Source organism: Peribacillus simplex NBRC 15720 = DSM 1321 (assembly GCF_002243645.1).
Classification (GTDB): domain Bacteria; phylum Bacillota; class Bacilli; order Bacillales; family DSM-1321; genus Peribacillus; species Peribacillus simplex.
This window is the reverse complement of sequence record NZ_CP017704.1, coordinates 1,782,912-1,796,890: the sequence shown is the minus strand read 5'-3', so window position 1 is coordinate 1,796,890 and position 13,979 is coordinate 1,782,912. Positions and strand designations below refer to the sequence as shown.

14 protein-coding genes and 1 pseudogene are annotated in these 13,979 nt (G+C 37.4%); 14 read left to right on the top strand and 1 reads right to left on the bottom strand.

All coding sequences use genetic code 11. The features are described 5' to 3' along the window. Positions 1 to 21 precede the first annotated feature (21 nt). From BS1321_RS08455 to BS1321_RS08425, 8 genes are all read left to right on the top strand, one after another. Positions 22 to 867 carry a manganese catalase gene (locus BS1321_RS08455; RefSeq protein WP_063235372.1) on the top strand — a complete coding sequence of 282 codons (846 nt, stop codon included), beginning with the start codon at positions 22 to 24 and terminating at the stop codon, positions 865 to 867. Positions 868 to 1,046: 179 nt separating this feature from the next. Then, positions 1,047 to 2,027, top strand: a complete 981-nt coding sequence (locus tag BS1321_RS08450) for an NAD(P)H-quinone oxidoreductase (protein ID WP_063235373.1) — start codon at positions 1,047 to 1,049, stop codon at positions 2,025 to 2,027. Positions 2,028 to 2,226: 199 nt separating this feature from the next. Beyond that, positions 2,227 to 2,994, top strand: a complete 768-nt coding sequence (locus BS1321_RS08445) for an arylamine N-acetyltransferase family protein (RefSeq protein WP_063235374.1) — start codon at positions 2,227 to 2,229, stop codon at positions 2,992 to 2,994. Positions 2,995 to 3,170: 176 nt separating this feature from the next. Then, positions 3,171 to 3,407, top strand: a complete 237-nt coding sequence (locus BS1321_RS08440) for a hypothetical protein (protein WP_063235375.1) — start codon at positions 3,171 to 3,173, stop codon at positions 3,405 to 3,407. Between the two features lie 358 nt (positions 3,408 to 3,765). Then, positions 3,766 to 4,383, top strand: a complete 618-nt coding sequence (locus tag BS1321_RS08435; RefSeq protein ID WP_144480313.1) for a hypothetical protein — start codon at positions 3,766 to 3,768, stop codon at positions 4,381 to 4,383. 382 nt (positions 4,384 to 4,765) lie between these two features. Beyond that, on the top strand, positions 4,766 to 4,909 hold the full coding sequence (locus BS1321_RS27440) for an anti-repressor SinI family protein (protein WP_144480311.1): 144 nt from the start codon (positions 4,766 to 4,768) through the stop codon (positions 4,907 to 4,909). A 138-nt stretch (positions 4,910 to 5,047) separates the two neighbouring features. Next, positions 5,048 to 5,617 (top strand): YdhK family protein, encoded by a 570-nt coding sequence (locus tag BS1321_RS08430; RefSeq protein WP_063235377.1) that lies wholly within the window; start codon positions 5,048 to 5,050, stop codon positions 5,615 to 5,617. A gap of 559 nt (positions 5,618 to 6,176) precedes the next feature. Continuing rightward, the gene (locus BS1321_RS08425) at positions 6,177 to 6,659 is read left to right on the top strand and encodes a GNAT family N-acetyltransferase (RefSeq protein WP_063235378.1); all 483 of its coding nucleotides are present in this window, start codon (positions 6,177 to 6,179) and stop codon (positions 6,657 to 6,659) included. A 645-nt stretch (positions 6,660 to 7,304) separates the two neighbouring features. Here the strand turns inward: BS1321_RS08425 and BS1321_RS08420 are convergent. After that, positions 7,305 to 8,141, bottom strand: coding sequence for an RMD1 family protein (locus BS1321_RS08420; RefSeq protein WP_063235379.1), 837 nt, complete (start codon positions 8,139 to 8,141; stop codon positions 7,305 to 7,307). 532 nt (positions 8,142 to 8,673) lie between these two features. On the opposite strand from BS1321_RS08420, the gene BS1321_RS08415 reads away from it, so the two are divergent. The 6 genes and pseudogenes from BS1321_RS08415 (at position 8,674) to BS1321_RS08385 (ending at position 13,930) form a co-directional block, all read left to right on the top strand. Then, complete coding sequence (locus BS1321_RS08415) at positions 8,674 to 9,858, top strand: glycosyltransferase family 4 protein (protein ID WP_063235380.1); 1,185 nt, start codon at positions 8,674 to 8,676, stop codon at positions 9,856 to 9,858. A 20-nt stretch (positions 9,859 to 9,878) separates the two neighbouring features. Further along, the gene (locus tag BS1321_RS08410; protein WP_063235381.1) at positions 9,879 to 10,202 is read left to right on the top strand and encodes a hypothetical protein; all 324 of its coding nucleotides are present in this window, start codon (positions 9,879 to 9,881) and stop codon (positions 10,200 to 10,202) included. Positions 10,203 to 10,239: 37 nt separating this feature from the next. Continuing rightward, a complete protein-coding gene (locus BS1321_RS08405) occupies positions 10,240 to 12,030 on the top strand; it encodes a glycosyltransferase family protein (RefSeq protein ID WP_063235382.1) in 1,791 nt (596 codons plus the stop codon). Between the two features lie 346 nt (positions 12,031 to 12,376). Continuing rightward, a pseudogene (locus tag BS1321_RS08395) lies at positions 12,377 to 12,861 on the top strand (PaaI family thioesterase). A 197-nt stretch (positions 12,862 to 13,058) separates the two neighbouring features. Continuing rightward, a complete protein-coding gene (locus BS1321_RS08390; protein ID WP_063235384.1) occupies positions 13,059 to 13,514 on the top strand; it encodes a LytTR family DNA-binding domain-containing protein in 456 nt (151 codons plus the stop codon). Next, positions 13,514 to 13,930, top strand: coding sequence for a DUF3021 domain-containing protein (locus tag BS1321_RS08385; protein ID WP_063235385.1), 417 nt, complete (start codon positions 13,514 to 13,516; stop codon positions 13,928 to 13,930). Before BS1321_RS08390 ends, BS1321_RS08385 begins: the two co-directional genes overlap by 1 nt. Positions 13,931 to 13,979: the final 49 nt, after the last annotated feature.

Below are 13,979 nucleotides of genomic sequence, written 5' to 3'. Positions count from 1 at the left end.
AAAATAGAAGGAGGAGTTTATATGTTTCGTCATCAAAAAGAATTGCAATTTGAAGTTAAGGTAGATCGACCAGATCCGATGCTTGCCCGTCAAATTCAGGAAGTGTTAGGTGGACAGTTTGGGGAAATGACTGTCATGATGCAATATCTTTTTCAGGGTTTTAACTGCCGTGGAGAAGAAAAATACAAAGATATGCTGATGGATATTGGTACAGAGGAAATTGGACACGTAGAAATGCTTTGTTCGCTCATTAGTCAATTGCTTGATGGCGCTTCTCCGGAAGATCAGGCTGAAGCCGCAAAGGATCCTGCTATGGCAGCGATCATGGGTGGAATCAATCCCCAGCATTTGCTCGTGAGCGGTCTTGGCGGACTGCCAACCAACTCGAATGGGGTGCCTTGGAACGGATCTTATATTGTAGCGAGCGGAAATCTATTAGCGGACATGCGATCGAATCTGCATGCTGAAAGCCAAGGACGCCTTCAAGTTGCCCGTTTATATCATATGACCAAAGATGAAGGGGTACGTGCTACCTTCCGTAAAATGTTAGCCCGTGATCGTTACCACCAATATCAATGGATGGCGGCCATTGCAGAACTTGAAGAAAAAAATGGCGTTGTCGTTCCCGCGTCATTCCCACCGGAAGCGGAAATGGAATCTCAATCGGAAGCGTACGAATTCTGGAACTTGTCAGAAGGTAATGAATCAGCAGACGGCCTGTGGGCAACAGGAAGCGCCCCAGATGGTACGGGAGATTTTGTTTATGTAGCAGAACCAGTTGCAAAAGGGCAGATTCCTATCCCTAAGGTACCGGCAGCACAATTGCATCATGACTTGGATAGAAATCAATCGCTTAATAAAAGGTAATAGAATCCTTCAAAATATGCTCGATGGCCCCGAAAGGGACATCGGCTTTTTTTATTCTCTCATGTTTACCAAAACCTAATTATTTGCTTGTGGATATTTTTTGGAGTAGCATAGTTTCCATCTTCAAGACAAACCATTTTAAAGGATGGTCACTAATTTAATGGTAAGGAGTGGGTCAAATGAAAGCAGTAGTGGTTAAAGAACCGGGTGGAGCAGAACAATTACTATTTAAAGATTTTTCAAAGCCCATGCCGGGAAAAGGGGAAATATTGATTAAGGTGAAAGCCTCTGCGATAAATAGAACGGATATTGTTTCACGAGAAGGGAAATCCGGTTATATGGCCAATCCAATATTAGGGATTGAAGTTTCTGGGGAAGTGGTGGAAACAGGGGAAGGTGCCAATATACAATTAGGGACAAGGGTGATGGGCCTTGTAAACGGCGGCGGTTATGCTCAATATGCCTTGATGCCGGCTGATCGAGCAATGAAGATCCCGGATAACCTGTCATTTGAAGAAGCGGCAGCGATTCCTGAAGTATTCTTGACGGCGTACCAAACCTTGTTTTGGTTAGGTGAATTGACGGATCAAGATACGATATTGATTCATGCTGGCGGAAGCGGTGTAGGCACAGCAGCTATCCAACTGGCAAAAAAATTGACAAAAGCGAAGATCATCACCACAGCCGGCTCAAAGGAAAAATTGGATTTCTGTCACTCACTAGGAGCGGATATCTGTATCAACTATAAAGAACAATCTTTTGATGAGGAGGTACTGAAAGCTACAAATAATCAAGGAGTGGATGTTATCCTGGATTTCATCGGTGCTTCTTATTGGGAGAAAAACCTTAAAAGCATAAAAACTGATGGACGATGGGTACTGATAGGCATTCTAGGCGGAACTGTAGTCGAGAAGGTGAACTTGATGGAACTTCTCTTAAAAAGAGTACAATTAAAAGGCACTCTATTAACTCCTCGGAGTGATGAATATAAAAAAGAGTTAACGGAAGAATTCGTTAAAAAGGCCATGCCGTTGTTCCTCCAAAATGAAATCAAGGCAATCGTGGATCATGTCTTCCCTTTTGAAGAGGTACAAAGGGCGCATGAACATATGGAAGCCAATAAGAATTTAGGTAAAATCATTTTACAGGTAAATGAATGATTAAAGAAAACTGCTTCGAAGCATGAATGGAGGAGGTTGCCCATGATTAAGACATTATTGGACGTCCTTTTTTCATGTGATAAGGAAAAGGTGGAACCAATGGCAGAATGATTGAAGAATGAAATATGGACAAAGTAAAATGAATATATACAAAGTCAGGATACTCTTCGCCGGTATCTGTCTAAAGGGGGGAATCTTAATGAATGAACTGAATGCATTATTCAGGAAAAGAATAGGTCTCCAGGAAGATGTGAAACTGACATTTGAGAAATTAGATGAAATTCTGGATAAGACAGCGAAAACCATTCCTTTTGAAAACTTATCAATCATGGCATCCCATCTGAGTGATATCAATAAAGAGAATATCATCAACAAAGTCCTCGTGAGGAATGAGGGTGGACTATGCTATGAATTGAATGCAGCCCTTTATTTTTTCCTGATGGAAAATGACTTTGATGTATTCTTGGTTCGGGGTGTCATCTATAATCAGGGGTGGATGACCATAGGAAGGACCCATGTCACCATTCTATTGAACCACGAGGGCCAAACCTATTTGATCGATACGGGTTTTGGCGGGAATCTGCCCTTAAAACCAGTTCCGTTGAACGGAGAAACGGTCGTTTCCCAAAATGGTGAATTCAGGATAAAAAAAGAAAGTACCGACCATGGAGATCATATCCTTGAATTAAAACTGAAACATAAAGATCGCGATTGGAGAATAGGGTATGCTTTCGATTCTTCAAAATCTGTAGGAAATGTAGCGGAACTTAATGAGGTCCAAACGATCATCAGGGAAAATCCCCAATCGCCATTCAATAAGCATCAATTAATCACCCGTTTGACAAACAGAGGGAACATCACTTTAACTGATACATCCTTTACACAGTGGGAAGATGGGAAAGTGACGAAAGAAGAAATAGATGGAACACGATTTAAGGAGTTAATGAAACAACACTTCGATAGATAAAAGGTCTAGTATCAAAAGCTAGCTCACCGAAAGACTGTCCATTCTCGACAGTCTTTTTATGAATAGTATGATCATCCCATGGGACGTCATTGATGTGAAAGACGATCTAACTTTGCTGAAAGCAGGACAATTGTCATTCCTTGTCGAATGAAGTAGTTGAAAAGAGGCTGATGAAAATGAGTAATGCAAAATATAAATTTTATTATGTGAATGGTGAGACAGAAGAGTTAGAGACGAATGAACAATATTCTGATGAAGCTAATAGTATCCTGAAATTGCAATTAATTCAAAATGCGACGTGGCTGCAAGCCGGTGGCAAACATATCAATTTGGCTAATGTAATCAGTATTGAATATACAGGAGAAAAAGGTAATCATAAATCGGAGTCGATAAAGTTCAGACCTAATAAGTAAAATATCCATTATAAATGTTCAGTTTTTCGACAAAAGGGGGTTCGGAATGTCTCATCCCGAACCAATATTAAGACTAGTATATAATTTGTGTTTTATGAAATTCTCATTGAATTGAAGAAATTTGCGACACTCCTGCCGAATAACTGGCTAGTTGAGATCCCGCAGGCGTTTGCTTTGATGAGGCTTGGCAGACAGTCGGCGGAAAGGAAGCAGATTTCTGAAAACACTTGAAACGTTTTTTAAGAAAAAAATTGTAGGCAAACTCGCTTTCTTAGAATTTGTCTACAGTCTGAAACATCCATTATGGATGTTTTTACTATTTATTCAATAGATTCGAATTCAGTGGGGTGAAAAGGATATGGAGAGGAAGAATCGATTGGTTTTTACTAGATCGAATGCAGCTGCTAAACAAAAATTTGATGAAGCGATCACCATTTTGGAATATAGTGTAATGCTTGTTGAATTCTTTGGATTGGAAGAGTTCAACAATATAATTGCCGGACAGTTAAGGCTGATTCTATGTGAAACGAAAAATACGCGCATAAAGCGGGAAAAGGTCACGATTGACCAATCATTAATAAAGAAAATCAATCCTAACCCGAAATTGTATCCCATCAAAGACTCCATTCAAATGAGCAATGTTCATATTACGGAAGACCTCTTCGATTATACTAAACAGAGGGTTGAGCTTAAACTTTGGAGAAATCAAATTATCTATAAAACCGATATCGAAGGAAAAATCCAGGAAATTAAAATCATTGATTTTATTAAGGAAACAGCTAATAAGATTGGCGGTGCTCAAGCTGAATCAAGTTTCCCTAATAAGTCCATTATTTTGGATGGACATACCAAAATCATATTAATAGGTTTAGCGAAAGGGTTATTCAAATCCATAGGCAGGGATTATAAAAAACGTGCCTCCATGAACCTTTCACATATCATACAAAAAATCGAACAATCAACTTTGGAAGACTAGACATAAGAAGGACTTTTGGCCAAGTCCTTCTTGCTTTGTTTTCAAGCAATCTCCAGCAGGATTGAAGACCTCAATTAACCTCTATCAATAAATCATCTCTTTTTACTCCGTTATACCACTCTCGATAGATGCTATTCACTTTTATTAATATATAATTACGGTTATTAGTATAGAAGAATGGGGAATTCCCTGATTACATAACAAATATTGGGGCCTTATATGTAAATGTAAAGACTTTTTAAATTTACACTAAAATGCAGCTATAGATGATTGAGATAATTTATAATGATATTCCGAATATAGCTTTACATCGAAATAGACTGAATATTGCACGTTAAGATTCAGATGAATTAACTAAAAATAAAAAGAAAGAGATGATGATATGAAGGATTTTGATGGGAACCTTCCTGACGAATGGCTGGAATTAGTAACATTGGCAATGAAATCGGATGTTACAAAAGAGCAATTCAAAAAGTTTCTGCAAGAAAAGTCGAATAATAATAAAAGCAGCAATTGTGGTGGCTAAATAGAATTCTGTTCCGCCAAAGTAAAGCGATGTACATAAAAAATATGATGCTCCATTTCTTTTGCCACTAGTTACTCCATATTTTCTGCATATTTAATTGGTAAGATGGCTGTAATCATAAGGGAGGTTTTATTCAATATGAAAAAAAGAACAAAATTGCCTATCATTTTATCATTATTAGCGGCTCTGTTTTTAGTCCTTGGTGCATGTTCCAACAGCGATGATAAAAACAAAGAAAATAAAGAAGAAAAGGAACATAGTGAAATGGACATGAATCATTCTAGCTCGGGTGATGTTCCAGCAGGATTAAAAGCTGCAGAAAATCCAACTTATGAAGTTGGAAGTCAAGCGATTATCGAATCAGGTCATATGGAAAGTATGAAGGGCGCGGAAGCAACAATAGTTGGTGCCTTTGATACGACTGCTTATGCAATTTCATATACACCTGCAACTGGCGGAGAAAAAGTGGAAAATCATAAATGGATCATTCACGAAGAAATTAAAGATGCAGGTGAGAAAACGTATAAACCCGGAGCGGAGGTCACAGTAAATGCTTCTCATATGGAAGGGATGAACGGGACAGTCGCTGAAGTTGAATCTGCTGAAAAAACGACTGTTTATATGGTCGATTTCACACCGACTACGGGAGGAGAAAAAGTGAAGAACCATAAATGGGTAACGGAAAGTGAATTATCGGCGTCTGAATGATCTAACATTATGATTTTAAAACAAGACTAGATTATCCTTAATGTTTTTTTACTATAATCCTTATTGGATTGAAGAAATTTGCGACACTCCTGCCGAAAAACTGGCTAGCCGAGACCACGCAGGCGCTTAGGCGAGGAGGCTTGGCAAACAGTCGGCGGAAAGGGAGCGGATTTCTGAAACCAACTGGAACGTTTTTAAAGAAAACTTGGTTATCCTAAATGTTTTTTTACTATAATCCTTATTGGATTGAAGAAATTTGCGACACTCCTCGCCGAAAAACTGGCTAGCCGAGACCCCACAGGCGCTTGCTTTGATGCGGCTTGGCAGACAGTCTGCGGAAAGGGAGCGGATTTCTGAAACCAACTGGAACGTTTTTTTGAAAAAATTGTAAACAACTCGCTTTTCTGCGAGTTTGTCTACAGTCTTAAGGAATGGTAAACAAAGCCATTCCTTTTTTTGTGAATATGTTTTTTTGATAATTATTGTTTGTAGCGGATTGTAAAACTTTGGTATCTGCTAATATAGATTTATCAGAAATGTAACAAAATGGGGTGCGAGTATGGTGACTGGATTAACTATTAGACCTTTTATGGAAAATGACTATAAGGCGCTGAGCAACTATTGTTTACCTATTGAACAAGCAATCTATACTTCTTTACCTTTGAAAGTTATCGAAGACTTCAGGAAGGATAAATATAACCTCCCCATGGTCATTTATTTAGATGAGGATTTGATTGGTTGTTTTGCCTTATATACGGATAAAGCGGGAAATCAATATACAAGTAATGAGAATGCGATTCTTCTTAAATCATTCTCCTTGGATTTGCGCCATCAAAAAAAGGGGCTAGCTTTTAAGACTTTAAAAGTGTTGCCTGATATGATCAAACTAAGTCATCCAGATAAAGATGAGATTATTCTAACAGTGCATCATTCGAATGCTCCAGCGATAAATTTATATAAAAAAGCTGGATTCATTGACAAGGGATACAGATTTAACGGGGAAGAAGGGGAGGAATTTATCTTCCACTTTGCTCTGGATTAAGGGAGCTTTAGATGACTTCAGAAAATATGTATATAGAAGTGGAACGTGTTTGAAAATGAAACACCTCGGGGGATTATGATAGAAGAAAAACAGATCTCCCATGAGACGGTTATCAGAAAAGAAACGATAGGGGATTAATCATTATTAGAGGCATAAAGGAAATGGGAATCTCCCATAGTACCTATTCCCCGATATGAATGGAATTTAATTAAACTTCCGTATACAGTAACTTAAAAATGAAAGAGTGGTTAAACACAAAATAGGGTTCGGAATGGTCTCTTCAAGAATCCCTTTCACGGCTTTATCGAGGGAATGATTACCATGATTTTTTACTCTTTTATATGGGATGAAACCTTATTAGATTGAAGAAATTTGCGACACTCCTGCTGAACAACTGGCTAGACAAGACACCGCTAGATGCTTGCTTTGATGCGGCTTGGCAGACAGTCTGCGGAAAGGGAGCGGATTTCTGAAATCAACAGGAACGTTTTTCAAAGAAAAAAACTGTAGGCAAACCCGTTTTTCGAATTTGCTCACAGTCTGAAGCATCTAAACGAGTTTTATTTTTTGGAAGGGATACCATCCAACCTATTATGCAGGAAAATTTTCACCATAATTTTAATATGGATACGATATGTTCATAATTCATGGTATCCATCCTACAATTTCTAAAATCGTCAGAACAATCTCAAAGACAATGAGAATCACAATGATCCATTCAACGAATAGTCCCCTGATCGAATGGCTGATGTTAGAAAACCCATCCATAATATTATATAAAATTTCGGTTTTACTTTTCAAGATTTTATACCGATCATTCAATTCAAAAAAATCAAGCATTCTGTCATAAAATTCGCCAGCAATACTGCTTGTCCATGTAATATCAGGTTTATCCAGAATCATGATATACGCTAGGGTATTATATTCGTGACGTACGATTTTTGCCGTCGTCCTTGCTAGTTCCTTGTTGCCGATTCTCAGCTTGCCTTTTTCCAGTCGGTCTATCATGGCTTCGAGCTTGTCGTGGATTTTTCCGAGTTGTTCCTCAGTTTTTTCAAGTGCCACAGATTTTGCGAGAATAGTGGAAATTAATTCAGGGTAGAAAAATTCATATTTAGGCACAACAACATATTCGTCTGTCAAATTGATGTTTTCAGTTTCACTGAGTTGAAGGCTGTAATCGTCTGTATATCTATCTACAGTGACGAGATCAATGTCCGGTTCGAAAGAATGGATAAATGATGAAAATTCCTTTATCTCATCCGCGTGTGAGTAATTAATGAAGACAATGCTGCCAAAGGAAAAAACCAGTACCTGTTGCGATTCGTCCACATTTTTTTTAAGGATGGAACTTAGAATATCGCCTTTAAGGATTAAAGGCTCTTCCCAGGTGAATTTTTTAGGAATGCCACAATGAATGGCGATTTTGTTCAAATCAATTTCATTAGTGATTGCACATGCTTTAAAGGTAATTGGTCCCATCTATATCACTCTCTTCAGCAAATTGGTCTTTTTTCGATTCTATTCTATTCTTACAAAAACATGCTTGAATAATTCTTGAAGGTAGAAAAAAGTTTACTGACTGGTAATTAAACTAATAACTTCCATTAAGGATATAAAAAATAATCAAGTCTAATAAAATGGGCTTTATGCTTTACACTCCCAATTCCTTTTAACAGGGGCCAATATTCTCCAATGTACACAAAAATAATAGTTTGAATTTAAGAGGGCGATTCCGGTAAATGGATCGTCCTTCTTTATTTTGCTTGTTTATACGAATACTGATCCCCCCGGTAATGCCATTACTGAAACTTTACAAAAACAGATAAAAGTTCATGAAAACTTTACTTTTATTTACAGAATTCTCATATTGATGTCAATATTCAGTAATACATGTTTGTTATAATCGATTGACGGTTTTAAAAGAGATTGCAAAAGGGTCTTCTAAAAATCCTTCATTTACAGATAAGTAGCAGGCTGATTGAAGATGACTGAATAGTAGGAGTGAACAAAAATGGAGGAATCTATAAATCTTTATGAGCTTACATTTAGTGAAAAAGATAGATATGTAATCATTACGAATGCTTATCCACATGAAGATCAATTATATCGGAATGGGTTTATCCACCGAAGAGTCAAGGCTTATCTGGATGAGGGTTTGAAGGTTGATGTCTTTGTTTTGCATCCTGCCTACAAAAAAGCAGAAAAGTATACGTATGAAAATGTGCCTGTTTATCGAGGAACTGAACAGCATCTGCGCATTTTCTTAAATCATAAAGTACATAAAAAAGCGCTCATTCATTTTGTTAATCCAAAAATGGTACAAGCGATAAAAGAAACGAATACAGATTTACCGATTATCACCTGGATACATGGATTTGAAACGGAAGCATGGCATAGAAGATGGTTTAATTTTCTTGAAAGCCCTGAAAGCTTGCGGAAGATACTTGAAATGTCGGACGACTATTATGTAGCACAGCTTTCTTTCATGAATTGGTTTTATCAAACGAATGAATTGGATACAACCTTTGTTCATATTTCCAAATGGTTCAAAGAACATATAGCGGAATGTGACGCAAGAGCAGAGTCGAAAAATTCAGTCATCATTCCTAATGTAATAGATGACAATCTGTTTAACTTTATTGAAAAGCCAGTTGATATGCGGACAAAAGTCCTTTCAATCAGGCCATACGCTTCACGAAAATACGCCAATGATTTATCGGTGAAAGCAGTGCTGGAACTATCGAAGAGACCATACTTCGATAAGTTAGAATTTGCATTTTATGGTGATGGAAAATTGTTCGATCAAACCGTTGAGCCAATCCGGGATTTTGAGAATGTAACGATTCATAAAGGTTTTCTATCTCAGGAGCAAATCGCTGCATTACATAAGGAGTATGGAATTTTCCTTTGCCCGACCCGTTTGGATTCTCAAGGGGTTTCTATGTGTGAGGCAATGTCGAGTGGGCTAGTGCCGATTTCAACAGATATTACGGCAATCCCGGAATTCGTTAAACATGACGTTTCGGGCCTTCTAACAAAACCTGAGTCTCCTATCGAAATTGCCGATGCAATAGAGCGATTATATTACAACTCGGACGTATTTTTAAGAGTGTCAAAACAAGCTTCTCAGTCGATTTGGGAAAAATGCGCGGTAGATGTTGTTATTAAAAGAGAGTTGGAGATTATCCAAGGTTAAATGAGGGGAGTTTTTTCAATATGGACGAACGAAACGAATATTGGAAAACTATGTATGAGGAACTTGAATTACAAATGAAAGACATGATGTCCATGACATTGGAGCTCATAGAGGGCAATGGCATTGAAAAACAAAAAATAATTGAGAACGTTACAAAAGAAAATAATATGCTGCGAGAAGAATTAGAAAAAAGTAAGATGGCCCAAAAAGAAAATATTAAGCTTAACAAAGAGATACGAAGACTTAAGTTATTAGAACATAAATTCAATGTTACATATGCAGGGAAATTCACGTTAAAATATCTTGCGCTTAAATCATCTATTAAAGAACAAATAAAAAAATAAAAATTCATATCAGATTTCAGTCATTGGAGTGAAAACTTTGAATTCACATGAACTAGTTGAAAACAGAAAAATGAAGGTACTTCTATTTGGCTTTATTGACATGAATTCAATGGATGGATCTGCAGTATTTTTATCTTCCTTAGCATCGACCATTGCGTTAGATACCAATATCGAAGTTGACTTACTTTTAGCTAGCCCGGTCAAACGTGATATCTTAATTCAGCCTCTTGAGAAATTTGATAATATAACCATTCTCAATCCTTTTGTTGATCCTTTTTTTAGTGCCAACGATGATGAATGGGTAAAAAAAGGTGTCATTGATTTTGATATAGCTGAAATGCTCATTTCTCATTATTGGAGTCAAAAGGGATATGATTGGCTATTTGTTAGAAGCATCGAGACTGTTGAAAAAATAGCAAAGCATAAGCATATCATAAAGAATACATTAGTATATGCTACAGGATTGACTCACATAGGCCAGAATGTTAATGAAGAAAAATTTGAGAGCATCAAAAATATATATGATCAGTGTGCGTATTTTTTATGTCAAACAGAAGAGATGTGCGAATTTGTCATTGAGATTCTTAATTTGAATAAAGAAAAAAACAAAGTTTCCCTGCTTACGCCGATGATACCGAACGTTGAATCAGCAGAAGGGCAGACCCGGTTAACAAACAAACTTGTATATACAGGGAAATTCGACCCCGATTGGAAGACCATCCCCATTATTACTGCTTTTAAAGAATTAAAACGCGAGATTCCGAATCTATCACTTGATGTAGCGGGAGATAAGTTCAAATGGGTTAAAGATGATTCTCAGTTTAAGGAAGAAGCGGCATACCTCCTTAAAAATACAGATGGGCTTACATGGTACGGGGCATTGACAAGGGAGAATGCCCAACAATTAATCGTGAACAGTGATATTGGGATAACCTGGAGAAGTGAGGAAATGGACAGCAGTCTGGAACTGTCTACAAAGCTATTGGAGTATGGGATTTTGAGGAAGGCAGTAATAATGAATCCAACCAAAATGCATATAAAGCTTTTTGGCGAAGATTACCCGTTATATGCTGTTACAGAGAAGGATTTCCGTGACGCTGTCAAATTAGCGCTATGTAATAAGGATATATATGAGTTTGCGGCAAAACGAATGTATCAGGTTAGCAGGCAGTTTCTATTTTCGGAAGCAATAAAAAAACTGCAAGGACTATTATGGAGCAAACGTATTACAGATTATGTAGATCAAAGCACAAATATGTTTTATATTGATGAGGATGACTTTGATGAACTGAATAAGCATGCACCATCAAAAAAAGTGAAAAAATTGCCTGCAGAGTTTAATGTTGACGAAGTTGTCACCTATATTGTCAAAAATATACCTGAAGAAATAAAACGAGTCGAAAAACTGTTTAAACTGTCTGGGTATGGTCAAATTATTTCAGTGGAAAAATATGGATGTTATACATTCCTCCACATCCATAAAAGTTATGGAAACTTTGAACAAAATTTTCAAAATAACATGCCATATTTAAAAACCATAGGATTCGAAAACTATGGAAATCCTAAATTAAAACCAAAAGATGTGGAAATTTCCATGAAAGAACGGGTAACTGTTGATAAACAAAAATATGATATGAAAGCGAAAAATAAAGAATTTTCTAAAGTAGTAAAGCAATTAAAAAGACTTAATGCAGTTCAACATAAACAAATTACTAAGCTAGAAAAGCAAAACCTAGCACTTGGACGTAAATACGATTCACTTTCGAAGTCGAAAATGGGTAAAATGACATTCAAGTATTGGGATTTAAGAAAAAGGTTTAATTTTTAATAAGAAGGCAAGCCTGCAACAGAATAGGAGACAATGCAATGGAAGAAACTTCTTAACTATATTAGTCAAAGGAAAGCTCCTGAATGCTACGCGCTTACAGGGGCCTTTGTCATTTATATCGATATATCGAGTAAAGGAGCAGGGATTCTTGCAAACTTTTTTTTGAATGTCGATTTACACAGTATGTATAAAGCTGCGTCAGTTTACTATTCTATGAAAATTAAAACATGGAAGTAAGCTAACAAAGAATCATGGAATTACAAAAAAACTAACCTTTCAGTAATTATCCAAATAGACCGATTATTCTTTAATGATGTTATAATATTCTGAAAAAGGGGGAGAGATAATGGAGGAGAATGTGCTAAAAGCGATTCAAGATGATTATCCAGATGCATTTGCATGGTGTTATGGATGTGGTCGCTTAAACAAAGATGGTCATCATTTTCGAACGGGTTGGCAAGGCGAGCAAACAAGGACAATTTATACACCACGTCCAGAGCATATCGCAATTCCAGGATTTGTTTATGGCGGCTTGATTGCATCTTTAATTGATTGTCATGGAACAGGTTCCGCTGCATTGGCTTTACACCGTAAAAATGGTCATGAAGTTGGAGATGGAGTGAGCCTCCCAGGTTCGTGACTGCGTCACTGAAAGTGGAGTTCGTAAAGCCAACCCCAAATGATGTGCCATTAATAGCCATTGGGACGATTCATGAAATTCACCCTAAGAAATGGAGAATCGAAACAGAGGTATTTGCCATCGATAAACTTTGCGCCCGTGGAGAGGTAATCGCTGTGGTGATGCCAAGTACTTTTACAAGCAAAGAGTGATCTTAATCAATATAAACGCATTCAAAAATAGATTTTTCATATCAATGGGCCGTCCAATTATTTGGACGGTTATTTAGTGTATCTGACTATCCATTTCAAGCATGTTATCACTGTAAAGTTACATGTAGCCGGAAATCACAAGCGAATTGTCAAAAATATCAATATACTTACATTATAAGCAAAGGGAGGTCGCAGAGATGAAAATAAACGTAGAGATAGATGAGGAGTTCAAGGCGATAGAGGTGCTTATCCGTAATAATGAATGGAATGAGGAAGTGGAGGAACTGATGGAGCGCTTGAAGGAAAAGAAAAGACCGTATTTTGTTGGCAGGAAAGAAGAAATGCAGCACGTGATCCGGGCAGAGGAAATAATCTGTTTGTTCACAGAGCAAGATTCCATAATGGTGCGGACGAAACAGGGGACTTTCGAAATGAAAGAAAGGTTATATGAACTGGAAAGGGACCTTCCTGGTAATCAATTCGTGCGATTGTCCAAGTCAGTGATTGCCAATTTAGATGAGTTAAGCAGATTCGAGGCATCTTTCAACGGGACCTTATGTGTGTATTTCCGATCAGGGGAAAAAGAATATGTTTCTCGGCACTATGTTCAAGGGATCAAGAAAGCATTTCAATGGAAAAGGAAGGGATTATGATGAAAACACTATTATTCCGTAGCTTTGTTGGGATTTGCTTTGGGGCACTCGTGATGGTGCTGACGTGTTTTGGAGTGATCGCTTTTGGGGAGGTCACTGCATTAGACAGTGGAATATTTGTGAAAAACGCGATAGGCTGCATATTATGTGGCTGGTTCTTCAGCACGGCAACAATCTTCTTTGAAAATGAAAAATGGAGTTTGTTATCTCAAACCATTCTGCACTTCCTTACTGTCAGTATTCTTTACTTCCTATTATCTTTCTTTGTTGGTTGGATTCCATTCAGCTTAAAAGGTTTAGCTATAGGAATTGGGATTTTCATACCATTCTATATGATCATCTGGACCGTATTCTATCTCTACTTTCGCTTCCAAATGAAAATATTGAATGATGGACTTGATAAAAGAAGAAATTGAGAGTGGACTGACACATGGGATTGACCAGTTAGAGTAACTTGGAGGGGAG